We start from the raw sequence: 21,120 nt of genomic DNA on the forward strand, positions 1-21,120 counted from the left end.
ACCAGACCGAGAGGAGGGCGCCATGCCGAAAACCAAACGCTTTGCCGGGGTGACCGGACTTGCGGTGCTGGCCGCGCTTGCCGCGTTGGCCGGGTGCAGCAGCCCGCCGCCGATGCCTCCCGTCAACAACGTCGACATCAAGCGCTTCATGGGCGATTGGTATGTGATCGCCGGCATTCCCACCTGGCCCGAACGCCAGTCGTACAACGCCGTCGAGTCCTACGCCTTGCTGCCCGATGGCCGCATCCAGACCACCTTCCGCTACCGCCACGGCGGCTTCGACGCCAAGGTGAAAACCATGCGCCCGGTGGGCACGGTGGAGCCGGACACGGGCAACGCCATCTGGGGCATGCAGTTCATCTGGCCCATCCAGGCGGAATACGTCATCGCGTATCTGAACGACGACTATCAACAGACCATCATTGGCCGCAGCAAGCGCGACTACGTCTGGATCATGGCGCGCACGCCCAGCTTGCCGCCGGCCGACTACGCCCGCCTGGTGGATAAGGTGCGCGAACTGGGCTATGACACCGCGGAATTGCGCCCCGTGCCGCAGCAATGGCCCGAGCAGGGGCCCGAACCGCGCACGTATCCAGATGCTGCCGGCGCAACACGCTAAATATTTTTTGGTTATATAGCGGCGGCGGCTTATTTCAGCGCTGCGCGCCGGTATCGCGTCTGATCCGGCCCGCATACCAGTGCAGAAAGACCGTGCGCGCCATCAAGCCCGCCGCTGGTCATACCAGCTATACGAAGACGAAAGATTTCACGAAGCTTACGGCAAGGGTTTTCCCGCTACGCCCCGGGCGGCATTTGCCGATAGGATCGCAGCCAAATTCATGAGCGCGACCATTTGTTACCCACAGGATCGCGCCTGGGGGCTCCACCAATTCGCCCCGGGACCCGGAAAAAAAACTTTATCCAAGTTGGGAGACTTGCATGCAACGCCGTTCCTTTTTGAAGAAAGCCACCTTGGGGGCCGCAGCAGGCGGCGCCACCCTGGCGGCGCCCGTCATCGCCCAGGAGGCCCCCACCCTGAACTGGCGCCTGGCGTCCAGCTTCCCCCGTAGCGCCGACGCCATCTATTCCGGCGGCGAAAGCGTCGCCAAGTACGTGTCCGAAGCCACCGGCGGCAAGTTCTCCATCCGCGTGTTCCCGGCCGGCGAAATCGTCCCGGCGCTGCAAGTGCTGGATGGCGTGCAAAACGGCACGATCGAATGCGGCCACAGCGCGTCGTACTACTACTACGGCAAGGACCCGGTGCTGAGCTTTGATGCCGCCGTGCCGTTCGGCCTGAATACCCGCCAGATGAATTCCTGGATGCGCCACGGCGACGGCCTGTCGCTGCTGCGCGACGTCTTCAAGACCTACAACATCGTCAACTTCCCCTGCGGCTATACCGGCACGCAGATGGGCGGCTGGTTCCGCAAGGAAATCAAGACGGTGGACGACCTGAAGGGCCTGAAGTTCCGCGTCAGCGCCTTCGCGGGCGCCGTGTTGTCGCGCCTGGGCGTGGTGCCGCAGCAGATTGCCGGCGGCGACATCTACCCGGCGCTGGAAAAGGGCACCATCGACGCGGCCGAATGGATCGGCCCCTACGACGATGAAAAGCTGGGCTTCAACAAGGTGGCCCCGCATTACTACTACCCGGGCTGGTGGGAAGGCACGCTGCAAGTGTCGCTGTACGTCAACCAGGACGCCTACAACAAGCTGCCCAAGCACTACCAGGCCATCCTGGCACAGGCATCGGCCGCGGCGACCAACGACATGATCGCCAAGTACGACGCCGAGAACCCCGCCGCGCTGCGCCGCCTGATCGCCCAGGGCGCCAAGCTGCAATCGTTTCCCAAGCCCGTCATGGACGCGTGCTTCGCGGAATCGGTCAAGCTGTACGACGAAATGGGCGCCAAGAACCCGGTGTTCAAGAAAGTCTACGAAAGTATGAAGAACTTCCGCGACAACGAACTGCCCTGGTTCCGCGTGGCTGAAGGCAGCTATGACAGCTACATGGGCACGATCAACCGCGGCAAGTAAGCCGCCCCGATTGTGCCGGCGCGCGTGGATGTGCCGCATCCGCGCGCGCTTGCTGGTTTTCTCCTCTCTTCTCGTTGCACATTGACTGCGCGCCAAGCCCCGCGCCAGTCCGGATATCCAACATGAATGCCCTATTAGCCCTATCCCGTTTGATCGATGCGATCAACACGGTGGTCGGCCGGTGCGTGACGTGGCTGACGCTGGTCGTCGTCGTGGTCAGCGCCGGCAACGCCATTGTGCGCAAGGTCTTCCAGGTCAGCTCCAACGGCTGGCTGGAATTGCAGTGGTACCTGTTCGGCGCCATCTTCCTTTTGGCCGCCGGCTACACGCTGCTGCGCAACGAACACGTGCGCGTGGACGTGCTGTCGTCGCGCCTGTCGCGCCGCAAGCAGATCTACATCGACATTTTCGGCGTCATCTTTTTCCTGATGCCCGCCTGCCTGCTCATCACCTACCTGTCGTGGCCGGTGTTCATGGATTCGTTCCTGACCAATGAGCAGTCGTCCAATACCGGCGGCCTGGTGCGCTGGCCGGTGAAGCTGCTGATCCCGGTCGGCTTCGCCTTGCTGGTGCTGGCCGGCTTGTCGCACCTGATCAAGTGCGTGGGTTTCCTGATGGGCAAGTGCCCCGATCCCGGCGCGCGACCCTCCGAAATTTCCGCTGAAGAAGCCCTGGCGCTGGAAATCGCCGAAGAGGCGCGCCTGCGCGAAGAACGCGCCCTGGCGGCGCAAGGCGGGAGCAAGCCAGACGGCGCTCGCGGCCAGAACGGACAGGACGGACGCTGACCATGGAATTCTTGACTGCAAACATGGCCCCCATCATGTTCGCCACGCTGGTGGTGTTCCTGCTGATGGGCTTTCCCGTGGCCTTCGCACTGGCGGCCAACGGCATACTCTTCGCGCTTGTCGGCATTGAACTGGGCCTCTTGAACGCGGCGCTGTTCCAGGCGCTGCCGCAACGCATCTTCGGCATCATCGCCAACGACACCTTGCTGGCGGTGCCATTCTTTACCCTGATGGGGCTGGTGCTTGAAAGATCCGGCATGGCCGAAGACCTGCTGGAAACCATCGGCCAATTGTTCGGCACCGTGCGCGGCGGCCTGGCGATTGCCGTGGTGTTCGTAGGCGCCATGCTGGCGGCCACCACCGGCGTGGTGTCGGCATCGGTGATCTCGATGGGCCTGATTTCCTTGCCCATCATGCTGCGCTACGGCTACGACCGCAGGCTGGCCAGCGGCATCATCGCCGCGTCCGGCACGCTGTCGCAGATCATCCCGCCGTCGCTCGTGCTGATCATCCTGGCCGATCAGTTGGGCCGCTCCATCGGCGACATGTACCGTGGCGCCATCGTGCCCGGCTTCCTGCTGGCGGGCACGTATGTGGCGTTCGTCATCATCAAGTCGTACCTGAAGCCTGATTCGGCGCCCGCGCTGCCCGAAGAGGCGCGTTCGTTCCGCGAAGCCAACGGCACGCGCGGCGGGCGTTCGCTGCTGGTGCTGATGGTGATCTCGGCGCTGTCCGCGTACTTCGTCGGCCAGTACATCGAAGCCGATACGGCGCCGGTGGACGAGCAGATCGTGCTGTCGCTGCTGATCTGGGGCCTCACCGCCTTCATCATTGCCGGCACCAACAAGATCTTCAAGATGGGCATGCTGTCGGCCCTGGCCGAGCGCGTCACCTTCGTGATGATCCCGCCGCTGTTCCTGATCTTCCTGGTGCTGGGCACGATCTTCATCGGCGTAGCTACGCCCACCGAAGGCGGCGCCATGGGTGCCGTGGGCGCCATCCTCATGGCCATGATCCGGGGCCGGCTGACGTTGAAGCTGATGAAGCAGGCCATGGACACCACCACCAAGCTGTCCACCTTCGTGGTGTTCATCCTGGTGGGCTCGACGGTGTTCGGCCTGACCTTCCGTGGCGTCAACGGCGACCTGTGGGTGGAACACCTGCTGGTCAGCCTGCCCGGCGGCGAAATGGGCTTCCTGATCGCCGTCAGCGTGCTGACCTTCGTGCTGGCCTTCTTCCTGGACTTCTTTGAACTGGCGTTCATCATCGTGCCGCTGCTGGGCCCGGTGGCCGACAAGCTGGGCATCGACCTGATCTGGTTCGGCGTGCTGCTGGCGGTGAACATGCAGACCTCGTTCATGCATCCGCCGTTCGGCTTTGCGCTGTTCTACTTAAGATCGGTCGCGCCCAAGGACAGGTACAAGGACAAGGTCACGGGCAAGATGATCGAACCCGTCACCACGGGCCAGATCTACCGCGGCTCCATCCCGTTCATCGTCATCCAGTTGGCCATGGTGGCGGCGGTGTTGGCGTTCCCGGGCCTGGTCATGCACTACAAGAGCGACGAAGCCCAGGTCGACGCCACCAAGGTGAAGATCGAGGTGGATACGTCCTACGGCACCAGCACTTATGGCAGTGACGACCCGGGGGCGGATTTCAAATAGCGCGCCTCGCAAGAAACGCAGGAAACGCAGGAAAGCAATGCCGGCAGCGATGCCGGCATTTTTTTTGTTGCGTGCTTTCGGGATTTCCCTAAATGGTGGCGACAAGCGATCGAATACAGAATACCGGCACGGTGACCGCCGCCGTTCGGCGCGCGGCCTGTGCGCCTTGCCGGAGAACCCCCATGAGATTGTCTCGCCGCCATGCCCTGGGCGCGCTTGCCGCGCTGCCCGCTTCCTTGCTCTCCTTGACCTCACTGACCGCGCGCACTGCCTGGGCGCAAAGCACGTTTCCGACGCGGCCCGTGCGCCTGCTGGTGGGTTTTGCCCCGGGCGGCCTGACCGACATCGCTGCCCGCGCCTTGGCCGAACGCATGGGCAAGACGCTCAAGCACAACGTCGTGGTGGAAAACCGGCCGGGCGGGCAGGCCATCATCGCCACCGTGGCGGTGGCGCGCGCCGAACCGGATGGCTACACGCTGGGCTTCGCCGGCACCAACGGCATGATTTTGAATCCCTTGCTGTACAACAACCTGCCTTACCAACCGTCTGATTTCAAGCAACTGGGTTCCATGGGCAAGTCGCCCATGCTGCTGATCGTGCACCCCGACCTGGGCGTGAAGAACGTGCAGGAATTCATCGCGCTGGCCAAGAAAAAGCCCGGCGACATCACCTGCGCCCATGCGGGACGCGGCGTCATCAACCATCTGGCGCTGCTGCATTTCCAGTCCAAGACCGGCACGCAATTCCAGGACGTGCCCTACAAGGGCAGCGGCCCCGCGCTGCTGGACCTGATGGCCGGCACCGTGCAAAGCAGTTTCGACTTTCCCACGTCGGCCTTGCCCAACATCAAGTCGGGCAAGCTGCTGGCGCTGGCCGTTACCGCCGACAAGCGCCTGACCAGCCTGCCGGACGTGCCCACCATGAAAGAGGCCGGTGTCGATGACTTTGAGCTGTACACGCGCATGATGATTTCCGGCCCGGCCGCCATGCCGGCGAACGTTGCGCAGGTGCTGGAGAACGCCGTGCGCGAAGGCACGCGCGACCCCAGCCTGATTCAGCAATTCGCCGAGCAGGGAGTGGCCGTGGAATTCACCTCGTCGGCGGACTTGGACAAGGTCATCGCCGACGAATCCGCCATGTGGGCCCAGGTCATCAAGGCCAACGGCGTGCCCAAGACCGACCTGAAAGCCTGAGGACACCCCGTGACCGACCAAGCCCGCATTAGCGTCACCCCGGAATTTGCCCTGATCGATGTCGCTCGCGACATTCGCATCGACGGCTTTCCGGCCTACGCCTTCATCACCGTCACCGCCAGCATGCAGATGTGCGGCGCGCCGTGGCGCTCGCAGGCCGTGTTCGTGGCGGGCCACGACGGCAGCCTGGACCTGGGCCGCGACAGCCCCGTTTCGGGCAGCTACGCCGAGCCCGCGGCCATGGGCATCGTGTGGTCCATGGTGTGCGAAGACATGAGCCGCGTGGTGTTTCCGCCTGATCGCACCGAACCGCTGGTTATTCAGATCGAGGCCACGGACGGGGTGCGCAGCGTGTCGGCGCGCCTGGTGCAGGAATTTTTGGAAGAGGGCGTCACGCACCGCGCGGTGCGCGAGCAGGTCGGCGGCATGACCGTGTCGGGCGAGCTCTATACGCCCGCTGGACCCGGCCCGCATCCGCTGGTGATCTACATGAACGGCTCGTCGGGCGGGGTCAACGCACCCCGCGCCGCGCTGTTCGCCGCGCGCGGCTTCCAGTGCCTGGCGCTTGCCATCTTTAACTACGATGGCCGGCCCAAGTACCTGAACGACATGCCGCTGGAATACTTCGAGCATGCATTGCGCTGGGCGCACGCCGAGCTGGCGCCGCGCGATGGCTTCGTGGCCTTGTCGGGCATCAGCCGGGGCGGCGAGACCTCCTTGCTGGTGGCCTCGCAGTATCCCGAATTGGTCAGCGCGGTGGCCGCCTACGTGCCGTCGCCCGTCATGCATGGCGTGGTCAGCGCGGGCTCGCCCGGCACCGGCCGCGATGCCCAGGTCTGGACCAAGGATGGCGAACCCTTGCCGCATTTGTGGCAGGACAACGCCAGCGCCGACTGGGAAGCGGCCTATGCGTCCGAGCCGCCGTATCGGCAAACCCACGCTTTCCTGAGTGCCACGCGCGATGCCGCGGCCGTTGAACGCGCGCGCATTCCGGTGGAAAACTATCCCGGCCCGATCATGCTGATCAGCGCGTCCGACGACGGCTTCTGGCCCAGCACGGCGTATTCCGAAATGGTGATGCGCCAGCGCCAGGCGCACGGCCTGCCCACGTTTCACCACGTGTGCATGGGGGCGGGGCACCACGTGCATTACCCCTATCTGCCCGCCACGCTGATCAGCAAACCGCATGCGATGTCGGGCTTGCTGCTGGACGCGGGCGGCACGCCGGCCGCGAATGCGGCGGGCAACGAGGGGTCGTATCTGGCGGTGCTGGAATTCCTGAACCGCGCGGCGGCCCTTACTCCTCGCTAGTCCATTCGACCTGCACGCCCAGGCTGCGCAGGTTTTCCACGAACTGGGGATGCGCGCGGCGGATCGGCGTCGCGTTGCGGATTTCCGAGCGGCCCTTGATGCTGCTGGCCACCATGAACAGCGCGATCGCCACGCGGATGATGTAGGGGCTTTCCACCACGGCCGGCGTCAGCGGCATGCCGCCGAACGTCACCACGCGGTGCGGGTCCGACGAGAACACGTGCGCGCCGAACTTCGTCAGCTCGCCCGTCCAGCCCAGCGCGCCGTCGTAGACCTTGTTCCAGAACATCGCATTGCCCTCGGCGCACACGCCCAGCGCAATGAAGATCGGCAGCAGGTCCACCGGAAAGTACGGCCACGGCGCGGCTTCCACCTTGGTCAGCACGTTACTGGTGAAGGGCGTCTGCACCTTCAGCGGGCCCGAGCGCAACGCGCGCGACCAGCCGTCCTTGTGCTCGATGGTGACGCCAAACTTGGCGAAGGTGCGGTCGATCAACGGGAAGTTGCCCGGCGTGCGGTTGCGCACCACGACATCGCCACCCGTGATCGCGCCCAGCGCGAGAAACGTCGTGATCTCGTGGAAGTCTTCTTCAAAAGTGAATTCGCCGCCGCCCAGCCGCGCACCGCCGCGCACCGTCAGGCGCGACGTGCCGATGCCATCAATATCGGCGCCCATCATCGCCATGAAGCGGCAGAATTCCTGCACGTGCGGCTCGGACGCCGCATTGGTCAATGACGATTCCCCTTCGGCCGCCGCCGCGCACAGCACGAAGTTTTCGGTGGTGGTGACCGACGCGTAATCCAGCCAGTGATGCGTGGCCTTCAACGTGCCGCTGCTGCGCACCAGCAAAGACCCGCTGGCGCGTTCCACTTCACCGCCGAACGAGCGGAAGATGTCCACGTGCGGATCAATCTCGCGCACGCCCAGCGTGCAACCCTTGACGTTGTCTTCAAGCCGCGCAATTCCAAAGCGCGCCAACAGCGGCGGCACCAGCATGATCGACGAGCGCATTTCTTCCGGCAACCGGTGCTGCGTGGCGTCGAACGTGGTGTTGCGGTGATGCAGGTTCAGCGTGCGCGTGGATTCATCCAGCTTCACCTCGCTGCCCAGCGTGCGGAAGATGTCGAGAATCTTGCGCACATCGGTAATGTCCGGCACGCCATGCAGCGTCAAGGGCTGGTCGGTCAAGAGCGTGGCGCACAGAATGGGCAGCACGGCGTTCTTGTTGGCCGAAGGAATGATGCGGCCGCGCAGGGGCGTGCCACCGTGGACGATGAGACTGGACATGGGGAAGGCGGACGGGTTGCGTACGGGTAGCAGGAAGTGGCCGGAATTGTACTTGTGTCGCCTGACGGGGACGGGCAGCCCGGTGATGAAACGTATCAAACTGCAAGTGACGTGGCCACCCAGGATTCTCCGGCCGCGCGCCTTGCCTCTCCCGCGCTCTCGCTGCGCGAGGTCAATGCCCCACGGCAGCCATGCCCGAGGTCCGTAATCCGGGCCGGAACGCATGCGCGCGCGCCGACCACGCCATCGCGAACGCCAGGGCGATCAGCACAAGCAGCGCCCACGGAAACGCCCCTACGCCCCAGGCCTCAAGCAGCATGCCACCCGCCACGCCGGCGCCGGCGATCGCGCCATTCCACGCCACCACGTTCATCGACAGCGCGACGTCTGCGCCGCTACCGGCCGCATCGGCCAACGCCGTTTGCAACAAGGTGGCGGCCCCGCCGAAGCTGATGCCCCATACCGCCACGCCCAGGTAGATCACGGCGGGGTTGGCAGGCGCCAGGGCGAAGACCAGTGCCGTGGCGGCAAATGCGGCCAGGCTGGTCAGCACCGTCAGGCGCAAATGGTGATCGACCAATTTGCCCGTGATCCAGATGCCGGCAAGCGCTGCCATGCCAAAGACCAGCAGCACCAGGTCCACCCGTTCAGACAAGCCGATGGGGGCCACAAAGGGGGCAATGTAGGTGTATAGAATGTTGTGCGCCAGCATCCACGCCATCACCACCGCCAGCACGGGCCGCACACCCGGCGTCGTGAATACCCGGCGCAGCGGCATGCGTTCATGGGCAGACTGCCCCGGGTAGTCAGGCACCTTGACCAGCACCCAGACGACCAGCCCCAGCGTCATCGCCGACATGATCCAGAACGCCACGCGCCATCCCACCGTGGCCCCCAGCAACGTGCCCAGCGGCACGCCGAGAGACAGCGCGATCGGCGTGCCCACCATCGCCAACGCCATCGCCCGCCCTTGTTGCCAGGGGGCGACCATGCGCCGCGCGTAGCCTGCCAGCAGGCTCCAGGCCAGCCCCGCCGCCATGCCCGCGAAGAAGCGCGCCACCAAGGTCAGCCCGTAGTTTGTCGACAGCGCCGTGGCGGAATTAAAGAGAAGAAAGCCGATGATCGTCATCAGCAACACGTTGCGGCGGCGCCAACTGCGCGTGGCGATCGTCAGCGGAATGGCCGCCAGCAAGGAACCCAGCGCATAAGCCGTCACCATCTGCCCGGCCAAGGCCTGGCTGACATCCAGGCCGGCGCTGATCTGCGGCAACAGCCCGGCGGGCAGAGTTTCGGTAACGATGCAAAGAAAGCCGGTCATGGCCAGCGCAAGCAGCGCGGAGACAGGCAGGCGGTCAGGCGCAGGCTGACCGCTTGATGTTGTTGAGGGGTTCACGCGAAAGTCCTTTTGTAGAGGTGGCAGGATCGATATCCAAGGCGGCCCATGCGCGGTGGATGAGCGCAAAGATTGGCCGCTTTATATACCGATCAGTACAAATGTATGCCGAGCGCTTTCGCGTTGTCAACGACTTTTGTATCGATTAGTATTGATGTCGCGTTCGAAAATAGGGAGACCGTAATGGCGCAAATGGGCAGGCCGCGCGCGTTTGACCGCGAGCAGGCGATCGACCAGGCGTTGCATCTGTTTTGGGAGCAGGGCTATGAAGCGACGTCGCTCAGCCAGTTGAAGGCCGGCATCGGCGGGGGTATTTCAGCGCCCAGTTTTTATGCGGCGTTCGGGTCGAAAGAGGCGCTGTATGCGGAAGCCGTTCAACGCTATCTGGACACCTACGCCCGCGTGAACGACAGCCTGTGGGACGACAGTATTCCCCCCAAAACCGCCATCGAACTGGCACTGCGCCGGTCGGCGAAGATGCAGTGCGAGCGCACTCACCCCAAAGGCTGCATGGTGGCGCTGGGCGTCATGAGTGCGCCCACCCCTGAACATGCCGCCGTCGCCAAGCCCTTGGCGGCATCGCGCCAGCGCACGCATTCTGGCTTCATCCGCTGCGTGGAACGCGGCATTGCCGGCGGCGAGCTTGTGGCGACGACGGACGCCAAAGTGCTGGGTACCTTGTTCAACAGCTTTCTGTTGGGCGTGTCGCTCGCGGCCCGGGACGGCGTGCGGTACCCCGTTTTCGACGCCGCGATTACGCAACTGATGCTGCAATGGGACGCGGCGTGCGAGCCGGCAAGCTAAGCGAACAAATCAAGGCTCAGGCGTCCGTTTCACCCCGTCCAAACGTCAGCTCGCGACCCCGCGCGTCCACGTTTGCGCGGGCCTGTTCCATGCGCCGCCGCAAGCGCCAGTCGCCAAACCAGCCGCTGTCGTCATTGATTTCGCCGCTTAAGCGCTGCAAGTATTCGTTGTCGGGCGACAGCGCGCAGGCGCGCGCAATCCACACCTTGGCCAGATAGGCATTGGGCTCGCAGCCGCGTCCTTCCAGGAATGCGATGGCGTAGCTGCGCGCGGCGGTTTCGCGGTCGCCCTCGTCGCTTTGGTCCCACAGCCAGGGCAGCACGCGGTCCAGGGCGGTGCGCTGGTCTTCATCCGACCCGCTGTGCATCAGCATCAACCAGCTCAGGTTGCGGGCGGCCATCGCTTCCATGCGGGAACCGCGATCGGCCACCTTCCAGTTGTTTTCCAGCCAGAGCCGGTACGTCTGGTATTCGCCCGTTGGAATGTCGCGGCCTTCGTCGATGGCGGCATAGGCCAGGTTGTTGCGGGCCACCAGATGACCGGCTTCGGCGGCGCGCGTCAGCCAATCGCGTGCGGCGGTCTTGTCGATGTCGGCGTAGTCGGCATCGATCTTGCCCGCATACAACTCGCTTAGCGACATCAGCGCATCCGAGCGCCCACGCGCGGCGCCTTCCTGCCACAGGAACAACGCGGCGTCGGGCGATACGTCGCCCCACAGGTTGCGGCCCAACTGCGGCAGGTTGAACTCGCGGGCTTCGCGGTCCAACGCAAAGCCGCGTTCCAGCAGCGCCTGGGTGTCGAGCTCGCCGGCCTGCAAGCCAAACAGGCCGAACTGGCTGCCCACTGCCGCCAGCAGCACGGCTTCCACATCATCCCCCCAGCGCGCGCCGCGCAGCAGAATCTGGCGGAACAAGCCCTGCGTGTCGGGCATGCCCTTGAACCACAGGCACGCCTGCAAGGTGAACAGCGTGCCGGGGTAGGCCTCGTCCGTCAGGTCGACATCGGCGGGGGCCGTCGCGCAGACTTGCGTCAGCAGATCGTAGGCGTGTTGCAGCAGCGCGGCATCCCAATGCACCTCGCCGTCTTCATCGACGTGGCGGGCGCGCGTGGTTTCGAAGTTGGCGTAGTGACACAGGGCCACGGCGCGCTGCTCGGCGGGAAGCTGCAAGGTCAGCCATTGTTCGAACGCCTGGAGGAACACGTCGATCTGCTCGTCGTCATCCGGTTCCGGATGAAAGGCGGTGTAGCCCAGGTAATCGAATTCCTTATGGAACCGCAGTTCATCGCGCTCGGCCTCGGTCAGGCCGGCGCACACGGGGCCGTTGATGAACGCGTCCATCGCGGCGTGGCTGCCGCCCCAACGCGGATACAGGAAGTACAGGTACGCGCTTAGCGCGCCCACATCATTCGGACGCAGGGCAAGCGCGGTGCGCAGCCAATAGGTTTTGGGATCGTCGTCATCGCCAGCCTGACGCGCGGGCAGGCCGGGTGGCAACGAGGCGGGCAGCTCGGCCAGGCCCATGCCGCTGTGTTCGGCCAGCAGGCTCAGGCCTTGTTCCCAAATCTCGGCGGGCCAGTGCGCCTGTAGCGCGGCGGGCGACGCCGGGGGGGCAAGTGGGAGCGAGGTTTGGGGTGTGGCCGGTGCGGCGGTGGCCAAGCCCGCCAGCCATTCAGGTTCGCCCAGGTACGCGCAGACGCGCATGGTCCGCTGCACGGCCACCGCCGGCCGCTCGTGCAAGGCCATGGCTTGCAGGAACGCGGCCACGGCGTGGTCGCGCGCCATCATCGCGCCTACCCATTGCTCATCGTCCACGTAGTCAGCGGTGGTGCTGCTGCGGATGTTGCCGGCTATGGTCTCCCACTGGTTGCCGTAGGCAAGATGCGCGTGATACGACGCAGGCCGCGCGTCGCGCCAGGCGCGCAGGCGGGCAAGGTTGTCGGCGGCTGACAGTTGCGGGTCGCGGATTTCATCCAACAACCACCGGTACCCGAAGGACTCTCCCTTGCTGTCCAGCCACCGCAAGGCGGCGGGTTCCAGGATGGCGTCCAGTGCATCAAACTGGCCGCCTTGCAGCAGTTGCCGAATTTCCGCGCGACGCGCGAGATGGGTGTCGATGGTGTTGGGGGATGAGATCATGCGCTACGCAGGTGGGTTCAAGGAAAGGCGAACCCATGCCGGCTGCGCATGGCGCATGCGGGGGCCGCAATGTTCTAACAACGGCAGATTCGGGGATTAGTTAAGGACCGGGTCTTTGGTGGCCGGATTCTTGCGCACCAGCACCGTGCCCAGAATTGTCAGCGCCAGCCCGCCGCCGACATAGGGCAGGCCGAAAATAAGCGCCCAGAAGAAGAGGGCGGTATTGGCGTCGCGCGTGTCCGCGGCGGAGGCGTTCTGCGTACCGGCGTCCATGGTCAGCAAGGTGGCGGGAATGGTCAGCACCAGGGCCACGCCCAGCACGATGCAACCCCAGCCGATCAAGCGGCGCAGGTTGGGAATGCGCGCCAGCAAGACGCTGGCGATGACGGTGACGACAAGCCAGACGACCAGACCGGCCACGATCATCGTGTTGGAATCGGCCAAGGCGGTGCTTTGCTCGCCCGGGCTCAAGGCCATGAAAACCGGCAGCAGCACGCCGTAGCTGACTCTGCCGATAATCAGTCCGAAGACGATGCTGACAATCCATTTAACGCTGTTCGAGGGCATGCCGGGAAGTCCTGTCGTGGTTTGGATAGCGATTCTGTGCCGGGATAAAACCCACGGTAGAAGCTACGCCCGGCGCCGCACGTTCTCTTGATGCACCAGCTTGATCTGCTCCGCGAACTCCGGCACGGGGCCATCAACCGTCACCCCATCAATAACGTCTTGAATCGCCAACGTTTTTACGCGGGACGGCGCCACGCCCCATTCCTTCATCCACTGCGCATACTGCTTCGAAGACGCCGCATACACAATGCGCCCCAGACCCACCCAGCCATGCGCCGCCGAGCACATCGCGCAGTGCTCACCCGAGGTGTAGACCGTGCAGGACGCACGCTCGGCTGCCGGCACGTGGTTGGCCGCCCAACGGGCAATTTCAAATTCAGGATGCTGGGTGTGATCGCCGCCCGAGACGTGGTTATGGTCTTCGAACAGCACCTCGCCATTGGCGGACACCAGCACGGAACCAAAGGGCTGATCGCCCAGCTCCAACGCGCGCTTGGCCAGCTCGATGCAGCGGGCCAGGTGCTTTTTGTCTAGGTCGTTGATCATGTGGGGGTCTCCTTGTGGGGGTGCGGTGCCTGCGCGGCGGCCAGTCGGTGAGTCAGTACGACAGGGCAAGGGTGGAAGCTGCGAGTGGTGCGAGGGACGTGGTGACGAGATCTGTTCAGGATTGTGACGCGGTTCGCCTTCAGGTGGGTGTTTGGTCGGGACTTCGTCCGATTCCGATCCATCATGTGTTTTATATATAGCACTGGGTGCTATGTTATAAGCGTTTGTGTTGCCAGAGGCGAACTTGGTCGTGACTACATCAGGCGCAGTGGGTGCGATGCCTAAACGCGCTCGAATCTTTAAGACGGCAAGCTTTTCTACAGAGTCAAGGCGGGCGGGCATAACCGACGATGAACTGCGCCGCGCGGCCGCCGAGTTGTTCAGGGGCGTCGGAAATACGAATCTGGGAGGCGGTGTTCGAAAGGCAAGGCTCGGCAACGGCAACTACAGAGCCATACTGTTGAAGAGCAGGGGCGTTTGGTTGATCTTCGTGTACTTGTATAACAAGCAAGATGACAAGAACATTAGCGAAAAAGTACTCAAGGGGTTCAAGAAGCTTGCGGCCGATTTCAAACGCATGCCCCAGCAGGCATTCGAGGCCTTGATTGCCAATGGCACTTTAGTGGAGATGTCAGAAAATGACTAAAGACGCTGCTACCCGTCCTGCGCGTGGCGCTTTGACGCATGTGTCTGCCTCTGAGGAAAAAGAGCGGAAACGGAAGGCCAAGGAGCGAAAGCGCGTACCGGCGGTCGACGATTCGAATGCCCTTGCAGCAATTCACGACCTTGCTGAAAAGCTGTACGAAGTCGGCGGTATCGATCAGAAAACGATGCGCGAGTACGACGATTTATGCATACCCCCCGTGCCAGACTTTACAAAAGCCATGATCGCGAAGATTCGTAAGGACGCAAACGTTAGCCAGAGCTTGTTTGCGAAGTACTTGAATACAAGCCCATCGACGGTACAAAAATGGGAAACCGGGGCTAAGAAGCCGAGCGGAGCTGCCGCAAGGCTATTGCAGGTCGTGAAGAAGCATGGAATCGAGGTGCTGGCTTAAAGCCCCGCAATACAGGGCCCTAAAGGTATGAGTCACATCCCCAATCAATAAAAAATATCCACGTAATCCGTCAAACGGTCGCAGCTTTCCATTTGCTGCAGGCGCCAGTACTTGCGCTTGCCGGTGGCACGAAACTCGTAGTCGCCCGTGCGTTCGCAGCGGCGGCCTTTGTCGGGGGCGTCAAGAATCAGGATCGTGCCGCGAAAGGTGAAGCGGTCTTTGTCGATAGACACGATTTCACCGTTGATCTTCAACGTGCCTTCAAAATTGGCCTGCGTGCCATCGATGCGCACGACGTCGTTCACGTCCTTCGCATTCAGGTGGCCACGTTCGGCCGACCACAGCCACTGCACGCTGACGCCGCTGTTGTTCAACAGGCGTTCGTAGGCGGTCTGGCTCTTGATTTCGGTCTTGGTGACCGGGGCCAGGCCGGTCGAGCCCGCTTGAGGGGTTGCCTGTTGTGGGGTTGCCTGTTGCGGGGCCGCCTGCTGCGGCGCGGCTTGCTGCGCAGCTCCATGGGCGCGGATGGTTTCAGCTTGCGCCGCCTGCAGCGGCGAAGCCGTGGCCAACGCCAGCCCGAACGCCAGGGGAAGAATCCGGGAAAGCCGCGTGCTGCGCGTGCTTTGAGTGCTTTGCAGTGCGGTGTTCAAGTCGCGATCAGGCGTGTTTTGCATGGTCATGAATGGTTGGCTAAGAACGTCCGCCACGGGCAAGGGCGGCCACGGGCGCTTAAATTAGCACGCGGATTGCATTTGGTAATTGCTGATTACCGGCGTTATGTATCTATCCGTAAAGGGCGGTGTCCGACTGAATACGCTGGGCTGTTCGGCGCGGTAAAGCGGCGTAGAGTGGCGAGGTCGCAGTGCGGGCGTACTCACGCCGGCCTACCTATCGATAAAGGAAGCTCATGCTGACCGTGCATCATCTTGGAAAATCGCAGTCCGAACGCATCGTGTGGCTGTGCGAGGAACTTGCCATCCCGTACAACCTGAAGGTCTATGACCGCGATCCGGTCACGCGGCTGGCCCCGCCTGAGTACAAGGCGCTGCACCCGCTGGGCACGGCGCCCATCATTACGGACGGCGACGTGGTGCTGGCCGAATCCACCGCCATCGTGGAATACCTGTTGACCCGCTACGGCGACGGCCGCCTGACGGTGCCGCCCACCAGCCCGGACTATGCCAACTACCTGTATTGGTTCCACTTCGCCAACGGCTCACTGCAACCCAGCCTGATGCGTTGCATGGTGCTGGCCCGCGCCGAGGTGCCCGCCGACAAACCCGCCGTGCAGTTCGCTGATGCGCGGCGCCAGCAAGCCTTGGCGCTGGTCGACAAACAGTTGGGCAAGACCGATTACCTGACCGGTAATGTCCTGACCGCCGCCGACATCATTGTTGTGTTTTCGCTGACCACGATGCGCCTGTTCTATCCCTACGACTTGTCGCCGTATCCGAACATCCTGACGTACCTACAGCGCATTGGCGCCCGCGATGCGTATCGCCACGCCATGAAAAAAGGCGACCCTGATATGGCGCCTATGTTGTCCTGACCACGGGCGGCAGCGCCGCGCCGAGGTCAGGATGTGGGGACCGGCCCATGCTGTGAAGCAGCGACCGGCCGGCCCCGAGGGGGCAGAGGATTACAGCGTTGTCGGCGAGATCTTGTTGCCGTCCACCGACACACCGGCCATCAAGCCGCCGTTGTTCAACACGAAGCCCACGATAGGCTGCTGGGCGGTGTTGGAATCAATGGTGCCATTGGCGCCCACATTGGCCACGGCCACAGAGGCGTCGGCGCCGATGGTCCAACCGCTGCTGGCGCGGAACTTGGCAAGGGCGTCATCCGTCATGAACAACAGCACCATGGCTTTGGATTGGGCGCCGGCTTGAAAGCCGATCGACCCACCACTGATGCTGTAGTAGCCCGTGTCTTGCCCTTTCACCCGCAGCACCCCGGTGCCGTGTTGCGCGCCTACGATGAAGCTGGCGCTAAGCACGTCCGGAAATACCAGCACGCCGCGCGCGCGTTCCACCAACTGCCTGGATTGCGGCGAGCCCTCGTACAGCTTGGTCAGCGTGGCGTTGGCGGCGGCGTCCAGCTCTTGCCGCTTTTCGGCCGACGTGGCCTTGTCGGCGGGGGTGGTTGTTGTGCAACCCGCGAACATCACACTCGCCACGCCCAGCGTCACCGCCACCGTGGTCCTACGCCATGTCGAAGAGATCTTATTCATATGCGCTTCCTTTTTGGTTGCAGGCGAATTTGCAGATTACTCTTGTTGATGGCCTTGGTGCGGGGTTCAAAAGCGGTATTTGGGAAAAATTTGGGCGCGGGAGCGAGTCTGACCGCTGACCTTGAAAGCCCCGGATAGCGCGTCGCGGCAGGCTATCGCGGTTTACCATCGCAATATGTTTCTGCTTATTCTCCTTTGGATCGTCCTGGCCCTGGTGGTGGGCGGCTTGGCTGCCGGCCGGGGCCGCAAGCGCATCGGCTGGACGATACTGGCCTGCCTGATCAGCCCGCCCTTGGCCGGCGCGTTTCTGTTTGCCATTGCCGACCGATCGGCCCATGCACGTGAACCGGTATTGCCGACCCATACGGAATGCCCGCACTGCGCCGGGCGGATTCTGCGCGACGCGCGGGTTTGCCGGCATTGCGGCGCTGCGGTATCGGCTTAGTCCAGCTTGATGTTGGCTTTTTGGGCCACGTCACGCCAACGCTGAAGATCGGCGCGTAGTTCCGCCGTGAACTGGGCGGGGGAATCCAGCACCGGCTCCACGCCACGCGCCACCAATGCTTGCCGCGCTTCAGGCGTGTTCAAGCTGTTGTGCAGGGCTTCGTACAAGCGCTTTGTCACGGCCGCGTTCAAGTTTGGGGGCGCCAGCACACCGAACCACGTGGTGGTCTGAAACCCTGGCACCCCAGCTTCTTGCACCGTCGGGATGTCCTTGGCCGTGCCGGCCCGCACCGCGCTGGTGACCGCCAGCGCCCGCACCTGGCCGCTTTGTATGAACGGCAGTGATGAGGGCAGGGTGTCGAAATAGGCGTCCACGCGCCCGCCGATCAGGTCGGTCATGACTTGGCTGCTGCCCTTGTACGGCACGTGCTGGAAGTTGGATACGCCAGACGATTGCACGAACAGTTCGGCCGTCATGTGGGTAATGTTGCCGATGCCGGCGGACCCGTACGGGACGGGTGTTTTGCTGGCCTTGGCATAGCTCAGGAATTCCTTGAGCGTCTTGACGGGCAGTTTTGGATTCACAACCAGCACCAGTGGCGTGTAGCCGATTTCGGTGATGGGCGTGAAATCGCGCTGCGGGTCGTAAGGCAGCTTGGGCGACAGGGCGGGGCTGATGGATTGAGACGCCGTGACGCCCAGCAGCAGCGTGTAGCCGTCCGCCGGTGCGCGGGCCACTTCGGCGGCGGCGATGGTGCCGTTGGCGCCTGCCTTGTTGTCGACCACCACGCTGGTGTTCAGCGCCTGGCCCAAGCGCTGCGCCACTTCGCGCGCCACGAAGTCCGCGCCGCCGCCTGGCGGAAAACCCACCACCAGACGGATGGGCTTTTCCGGGTAAGCGGCGGCGGCCGATCCCACGGCCGCACACATCAAGCCCGCCAACATGGCCTTGATCAGGCCCGACATCCTATTGATCCGTTGCATTTTCCGTCTCCTTGGTTATTGTCGGGCGCGTTGTGCGTTCTGTGCGCCCTGTTTTGTTCACGCCTGTCGACGCACCGGCGCCCAGGCAAAATCACCGGCGCGGATGGTGGACACCGCGCCGCTTTCCAACAAGGTCTTGCATTCTTCCGGCGACAAGCCTGCCGTTGAGAGCACGTCCAGCGTGTGCTCCCCCAGATCGGGCGGGGGCAGGGTCTGGACACCATCATCACTGCTATCGAGTCGCGGAAATTCAGGCACGTCGAAGCTCAGGTCGCGGTAGCGGACGTCGCGCAGCTTGCCCGGCTGGCGCGCCTGCTCGGCATCCAGCACGCGCTCCAAGGGCAGCACTTCCGTGCAGCCCACGCCCGCGGCCTTCAATCGGGCCGCCAATTCATCGAAGCGAAGCGCGCCCACGGCGGTCTTGACGATGTCTTCCACCCGCTCGCGCGCCTTCTTCCTGTCTTTCAACGCAGCCAGCGACGCATCGTCGGCCTGCGGCAATGCCAAGGCCTGACAGAACTTCAGCCAATGTGCGTCGGTAAGCATCAACAGGTACATCCAGCGTTCGTCCGACGTCTGGTACGCGCCATAGCCCGGCATGCTGAATTCGCCATGCGGCTCCCGTTCCGGGCGGCCCAGCAGCTGCGTCTTCAGTTGCACGCCACAAAGATCGCGCGACGCCACATGCAGGCCGGTTTCATACAAACCGATTTCGACATGGCCGCCTTCGCTTGCCGTCTTGGGTTGCAGCATGGCCGCCAGCATGCCGATGACGGCATAGGCGCCTGCAAACTGGTCGTGGTACGACGGGCCCAGGCGGCTGGGGCGGCCGTTGACGCGGTTGGCTTCCATGACGCCGGTTGATGCTTCTGCAACGGGGTTCGACGCTAAATCGTCTTCCTGGGGGCCGTGGGCGTAGCCACGGATATGGCAGTAGATCAATTGCGGGTTGACGGCCTGGCAGTCGGCGCGCGTCAGTTTCAGTTTGCGCGCGGCCTTGGGCGCCAGGTTATGGACCAGCGCATCGGCCGTCCGCAGGATTTTCAGGAAGGCGGCATGGCCGTCAGGATGGGCCAGGTCGATGCAGACGCTTTTCTTGCCGTGGCTATAAGCGATGAATGTGCCGCTGGGCCCGCCGCGAACCAGGCTGCGCGTGGGGTCGCCGCGCGGCGGTTCCACCTTGATGACCTCGGCGCCCAACTGCGCCAGGATGTGGGAAGCGAAGGGCGCGGCAAGCATGGTGCCCAGTTCAATGATTCTGCGGCCCGCGAGAGGGGGGGTAGGCATGGTGTCTCCGGCTGTTTTGCTAAAAGAATGCATTCTATATGGGTAAAGTTTGAGCAATAGATCTATTTTGTGTAGGGAAAGCCCGTATTTTTTCAACGGGTCAAAGATATAGAATGCATTCTTAGTCGCGCAGCAGACAGCGGCAATCGAAGAACAACCAGGAGACATCACCGTGCTCAGAAGGACTTTTCTTTCCGGCTGTGCCGCGGCAGCCTCGATCTCGCTTCCAGGCTGGGCGCGCGCGCAATCCCAATCGGTTTCCCCGGGTATCGACGTGGCCAGCAAGACGGTTACGGTGGGGGCCTTCACGCCCATTACCGGGCCGGTGCCGTTCTACGCGATTCTTTCCCGCGCGGCCGACGCCTGCTTCAAGTGGGTCAACGACACCGACATGTTGAACGGCTGGAAGATCAAGTCGGTCACTTATGACGACGGTTATGAACCGGCCCGCAGCGTGGCCGTGACGCGTCGCCTGGTAGAAGAGAACAAGATCTTTGCCTTGGCCGCGCCGGTGGGCACGGCGCAGTCCGTGGCGGTCATTCCCTATGCCAAGGAAGTGGGCCTGCCGATGATCGGCCCGATCGGCGGGGCGACCGCGCTGTTCGCGGAACGGCTGGTGTTTCCGCTGTTGCCCGACTACGGCTGGTCGGCGGCGTCCAACCTGGACTATGCGTTCAACGGGCTGGGCGCCAGCCGCGTGGCGCTGCTTTGGGAAAACGACGAACTGGGTCGCTCGGCAAAGCGCGGCTTTGACCTGTTGATGGCGGCGAACAAGAAGCAGGCCGCCGAATCGATTCCGTTTGAAGTGCGCAGCACCGACTTCACGCCGCATATCCGCCGCATCGCCAACGCCAAAGCGGATGTGGTGATCCTGTTCGGGTCCAACGCCAATCTGGCCGCTGCCTTGAAGACCGCTGACCGTCTTGGGTTCCAGGCCAAATGGATGGCGCCGTTCTTCACCGCGGACCCCACCACCTACAAGCTGGCTGGCCGCTTGCTGGATGGTGCTTATTTTTCATCGTGGCTGATGCCCGTGGACGCCGACGACGCCAATATCAAGGCCTACCGCGAGACCGTGGCCAAGCTGTACCCGAACGACCCCATCGGCGTCTTCGGCCTGAATGGCTGGAGCAACGGCGCCTTGTTCGCCAAGGGGTTTCAGATGCTCTTGGCCAGCGGCAAGCCCTTGACGCGCGCCAGCCTGGTCGACGTGATGGAAACGATGACGAATGAAACCGTGGGCGGGGCGCGCCAGGTCACCTTCAAGGCGGGCGACCACCGGGGCGCGCGCCAGGAAGGGATCATTCAAGCGGTGTCCGGCGGCAGCTTCAAACTGGTGCGGGACTTCAAGCCCTATCCGGCGGACGTGTTCGACGCAAAACTAGCTTAGGAGTG

21 protein-coding genes are annotated in these 21,120 nt (G+C 63.4%); 12 read left to right on the forward strand and 9 right to left on the reverse strand.

Annotation, left to right across the window (positions count from 1 at the left end; all coding sequences use genetic code 11):
- Positions 1–22: 22 nt before the first annotated feature.
- From ACE04A_RS06650 to ACE04A_RS06675, 6 genes are all read left to right on the forward strand, one after another.
- On the forward strand, positions 23–619 hold the full coding sequence (locus tag ACE04A_RS06650; RefSeq protein ID WP_448716078.1) for a lipocalin family protein: 597 nt from the start codon (positions 23–25) through the stop codon (positions 617–619).
- 320 nt (positions 620–939) lie between these two features.
- The gene (locus ACE04A_RS06655) at positions 940–2,034 is read left to right on the forward strand and encodes a TRAP transporter substrate-binding protein (protein ID WP_100856169.1); all 1,095 of its coding nucleotides are present in this window, start codon (positions 940–942) and stop codon (positions 2,032–2,034) included.
- A gap of 122 nt (positions 2,035–2,156) precedes the next feature.
- Complete coding sequence (locus tag ACE04A_RS06660; protein WP_448716079.1) at positions 2,157–2,819, forward strand: TRAP transporter small permease subunit; 663 nt, start codon at positions 2,157–2,159, stop codon at positions 2,817–2,819.
- 2 nt (positions 2,820–2,821) lie between these two features.
- Positions 2,822–4,483, forward strand: a complete 1,662-nt coding sequence (locus ACE04A_RS06665) for a TRAP transporter large permease (protein WP_230696048.1) — start codon at positions 2,822–2,824, stop codon at positions 4,481–4,483.
- A 182-nt stretch (positions 4,484–4,665) separates the two neighbouring features.
- Positions 4,666–5,676 carry a Bug family tripartite tricarboxylate transporter substrate binding protein gene (locus ACE04A_RS06670; RefSeq protein ID WP_264616439.1) on the forward strand — a complete coding sequence of 337 codons (1,011 nt, stop codon included), beginning with the start codon at positions 4,666–4,668 and terminating at the stop codon, positions 5,674–5,676.
- A gap of 9 nt (positions 5,677–5,685) precedes the next feature.
- Positions 5,686–6,987, forward strand: a complete 1,302-nt coding sequence (locus ACE04A_RS06675) for an acyl-CoA thioester hydrolase/BAAT C-terminal domain-containing protein (RefSeq protein ID WP_448716080.1) — start codon at positions 5,686–5,688, stop codon at positions 6,985–6,987.
- Here the strand turns inward: ACE04A_RS06675 and ACE04A_RS06680 are convergent.
- The gene (locus ACE04A_RS06680; protein ID WP_259246491.1) at positions 6,974–8,275 is read right to left on the reverse strand and encodes a UDP-N-acetylglucosamine 1-carboxyvinyltransferase; all 1,302 of its coding nucleotides are present in this window, start codon (positions 8,273–8,275) and stop codon (positions 6,974–6,976) included. The two genes, ACE04A_RS06675 and ACE04A_RS06680, sit on opposite strands and share 14 nt — an antisense overlap.
- A 172-nt stretch (positions 8,276–8,447) precedes the next feature.
- Positions 8,448–9,668 (reverse strand): MFS transporter, encoded by a 1,221-nt coding sequence (locus ACE04A_RS06685; RefSeq protein ID WP_485819969.1) that lies wholly within the window; start codon positions 9,666–9,668, stop codon positions 8,448–8,450.
- 183 nt (positions 9,669–9,851) lie between these two features.
- Between ACE04A_RS06685 and ACE04A_RS06690 the strand changes: the two genes are divergently transcribed.
- Positions 9,852–10,472 carry a TetR/AcrR family transcriptional regulator gene (locus tag ACE04A_RS06690; protein ID WP_448716082.1) on the forward strand — a complete coding sequence of 207 codons (621 nt, stop codon included), beginning with the start codon at positions 9,852–9,854 and terminating at the stop codon, positions 10,470–10,472.
- 16 nt (positions 10,473–10,488) lie between these two features.
- On the opposite strand, the gene ACE04A_RS06695 is transcribed toward ACE04A_RS06690, so the two are convergent.
- The 3 genes from ACE04A_RS06695 to ACE04A_RS06705 all read right to left on the reverse strand — a co-directional run bounded on the left by ACE04A_RS06695 (position 10,489) and on the right by ACE04A_RS06705 (position 13,722).
- Complete coding sequence (locus ACE04A_RS06695) at positions 10,489–12,609, reverse strand: DUF4034 domain-containing protein (RefSeq protein WP_485819970.1); 2,121 nt, start codon at positions 12,607–12,609, stop codon at positions 10,489–10,491.
- 96 nt (positions 12,610–12,705) lie between these two features.
- The gene (locus tag ACE04A_RS06700; protein WP_448716084.1) at positions 12,706–13,176 is read right to left on the reverse strand and encodes a hypothetical protein; all 471 of its coding nucleotides are present in this window, start codon (positions 13,174–13,176) and stop codon (positions 12,706–12,708) included.
- A 63-nt stretch (positions 13,177–13,239) separates the two neighbouring features.
- Positions 13,240–13,722, reverse strand: coding sequence for a nucleoside deaminase (locus ACE04A_RS06705; protein ID WP_438858292.1), 483 nt, complete (start codon positions 13,720–13,722; stop codon positions 13,240–13,242).
- Between the two features lie 250 nt (positions 13,723–13,972).
- On the opposite strand from ACE04A_RS06705, the gene ACE04A_RS06710 reads away from it, so the two are divergent.
- Together ACE04A_RS06710 and relB are read left to right on the forward strand one after the other, a co-directional pair.
- The gene (locus ACE04A_RS06710; protein WP_448716085.1) at positions 13,973–14,368 is read left to right on the forward strand and encodes a type II toxin-antitoxin system RelE/ParE family toxin; all 396 of its coding nucleotides are present in this window, start codon (positions 13,973–13,975) and stop codon (positions 14,366–14,368) included.
- 130 nt (positions 14,369–14,498) lie between these two features.
- Complete coding sequence (relB, locus tag ACE04A_RS06715) at positions 14,499–14,780, forward strand: type II toxin-antitoxin system RelB family anti-toxin transcriptional regulator (protein WP_242001446.1); 282 nt, start codon at positions 14,499–14,501, stop codon at positions 14,778–14,780.
- A 44-nt stretch (positions 14,781–14,824) separates the two neighbouring features.
- Here relB and ACE04A_RS06720 read toward each other — a convergent pair whose 3' ends face one another.
- Positions 14,825–15,460, reverse strand: a complete 636-nt coding sequence (locus ACE04A_RS06720; protein WP_485819971.1) for a hypothetical protein — start codon at positions 15,458–15,460, stop codon at positions 14,825–14,827.
- 227 nt (positions 15,461–15,687) lie between these two features.
- On the opposite strand from ACE04A_RS06720, the gene ACE04A_RS06725 reads away from it, so the two are divergent.
- The gene (locus ACE04A_RS06725) at positions 15,688–16,329 is read left to right on the forward strand and encodes a glutathione S-transferase family protein (RefSeq protein ID WP_259246500.1); all 642 of its coding nucleotides are present in this window, start codon (positions 15,688–15,690) and stop codon (positions 16,327–16,329) included.
- 90 nt (positions 16,330–16,419) lie between these two features.
- Here ACE04A_RS06725 and ACE04A_RS06730 read toward each other — a convergent pair whose 3' ends face one another.
- Positions 16,420–17,010 carry a BPSL1445 family SYLF domain-containing lipoprotein gene (locus tag ACE04A_RS06730; protein WP_279994035.1) on the reverse strand — a complete coding sequence of 197 codons (591 nt, stop codon included), beginning with the start codon at positions 17,008–17,010 and terminating at the stop codon, positions 16,420–16,422.
- A gap of 175 nt (positions 17,011–17,185) precedes the next feature.
- On the opposite strand from ACE04A_RS06730, the gene ACE04A_RS06735 reads away from it, so the two are divergent.
- Positions 17,186–17,455: a hypothetical protein gene (locus ACE04A_RS06735; RefSeq protein WP_259246502.1), complete on the forward strand. Its 270-nt coding sequence runs from the start codon at positions 17,186–17,188 to the stop codon at positions 17,453–17,455.
- Here the strand turns inward: ACE04A_RS06735 and ACE04A_RS06740 are convergent.
- Together ACE04A_RS06740 and ACE04A_RS06745 are read right to left on the reverse strand one after the other, a co-directional pair.
- Positions 17,452–18,438, reverse strand: a complete 987-nt coding sequence (locus tag ACE04A_RS06740) for a Bug family tripartite tricarboxylate transporter substrate binding protein (RefSeq protein ID WP_448716087.1) — start codon at positions 18,436–18,438, stop codon at positions 17,452–17,454. The two genes, ACE04A_RS06735 and ACE04A_RS06740, sit on opposite strands and share 4 nt — an antisense overlap.
- Before the next feature lie 57 nt (positions 18,439–18,495).
- The gene (locus tag ACE04A_RS06745) at positions 18,496–19,725 is read right to left on the reverse strand and encodes a CaiB/BaiF CoA transferase family protein (RefSeq protein WP_279994037.1); all 1,230 of its coding nucleotides are present in this window, start codon (positions 19,723–19,725) and stop codon (positions 18,496–18,498) included.
- Between the two features lie 172 nt (positions 19,726–19,897).
- On the opposite strand from ACE04A_RS06745, the gene ACE04A_RS06750 reads away from it, so the two are divergent.
- Positions 19,898–21,115 carry an ABC transporter substrate-binding protein gene (locus ACE04A_RS06750; RefSeq protein ID WP_279994038.1) on the forward strand — a complete coding sequence of 406 codons (1,218 nt, stop codon included), beginning with the start codon at positions 19,898–19,900 and terminating at the stop codon, positions 21,113–21,115.
- Positions 21,116–21,120: the final 5 nt, after the last annotated feature.

Source organism: Achromobacter colocynthidis (genome assembly GCF_057334535.1).

What these genes read in the sequence shown, in the direction of transcription:
- ACE04A_RS06700 (WP_448716084.1), bottom strand. Translation starts at nt 13,176, where the DNA reads ATGCCCTCGAACAGCGTTAAATGGATTGTCAGCATCGTCTTCGGACTG.
- ACE04A_RS06730 (WP_279994035.1), bottom strand. Translation starts at nt 17,010, where the DNA reads ATGAATAAGATCTCTTCGACATGGCGTAGGACCACGGTGGCGGTGACG.
- ACE04A_RS06670 (WP_264616439.1), top strand. Translation starts at nt 4,666, where the DNA reads ATGAGATTGTCTCGCCGCCATGCCCTGGGCGCGCTTGCCGCGCTGCCC.
- ACE04A_RS06740 (WP_448716087.1), bottom strand. Translation starts at nt 18,438, where the DNA reads ATGCAACGGATCAATAGGATGTCGGGCCTGATCAAGGCCATGTTGGCG.
- ACE04A_RS06695 (WP_485819970.1), bottom strand. Translation starts at nt 12,609, where the DNA reads ATGATCTCATCCCCCAACACCATCGACACCCATCTCGCGCGTCGCGCG.
- ACE04A_RS06735 (WP_259246502.1), top strand. Translation starts at nt 17,186, where the DNA reads ATGTTTCTGCTTATTCTCCTTTGGATCGTCCTGGCCCTGGTGGTGGGC.
- ACE04A_RS06650 (WP_448716078.1), top strand. Translation starts at nt 23, where the DNA reads ATGCCGAAAACCAAACGCTTTGCCGGGGTGACCGGACTTGCGGTGCTG.
- ACE04A_RS06655 (WP_100856169.1), top strand. Translation starts at nt 940, where the DNA reads ATGCAACGCCGTTCCTTTTTGAAGAAAGCCACCTTGGGGGCCGCAGCA.
- ACE04A_RS06725 (WP_259246500.1), top strand. Translation starts at nt 15,688, where the DNA reads ATGCTGACCGTGCATCATCTTGGAAAATCGCAGTCCGAACGCATCGTG.
- ACE04A_RS06745 (WP_279994037.1), bottom strand. Translation starts at nt 19,725, where the DNA reads ATGCCTACCCCCCCTCTCGCGGGCCGCAGAATCATTGAACTGGGCACC.
- ACE04A_RS06680 (WP_259246491.1), bottom strand. Translation starts at nt 8,275, where the DNA reads ATGTCCAGTCTCATCGTCCACGGTGGCACGCCCCTGCGCGGCCGCATC.
- ACE04A_RS06690 (WP_448716082.1), top strand. Translation starts at nt 9,852, where the DNA reads ATGGCGCAAATGGGCAGGCCGCGCGCGTTTGACCGCGAGCAGGCGATC.
- ACE04A_RS06705 (WP_438858292.1), bottom strand. Translation starts at nt 13,722, where the DNA reads ATGATCAACGACCTAGACAAAAAGCACCTGGCCCGCTGCATCGAGCTG.
- ACE04A_RS06665 (WP_230696048.1), top strand. Translation starts at nt 2,822, where the DNA reads ATGGAATTCTTGACTGCAAACATGGCCCCCATCATGTTCGCCACGCTG.
- ACE04A_RS06720 (WP_485819971.1), bottom strand. Translation starts at nt 15,460, where the DNA reads ATGACCATGCAAAACACGCCTGATCGCGACTTGAACACCGCACTGCAA.
- ACE04A_RS06660 (WP_448716079.1), top strand. Translation starts at nt 2,157, where the DNA reads ATGAATGCCCTATTAGCCCTATCCCGTTTGATCGATGCGATCAACACG.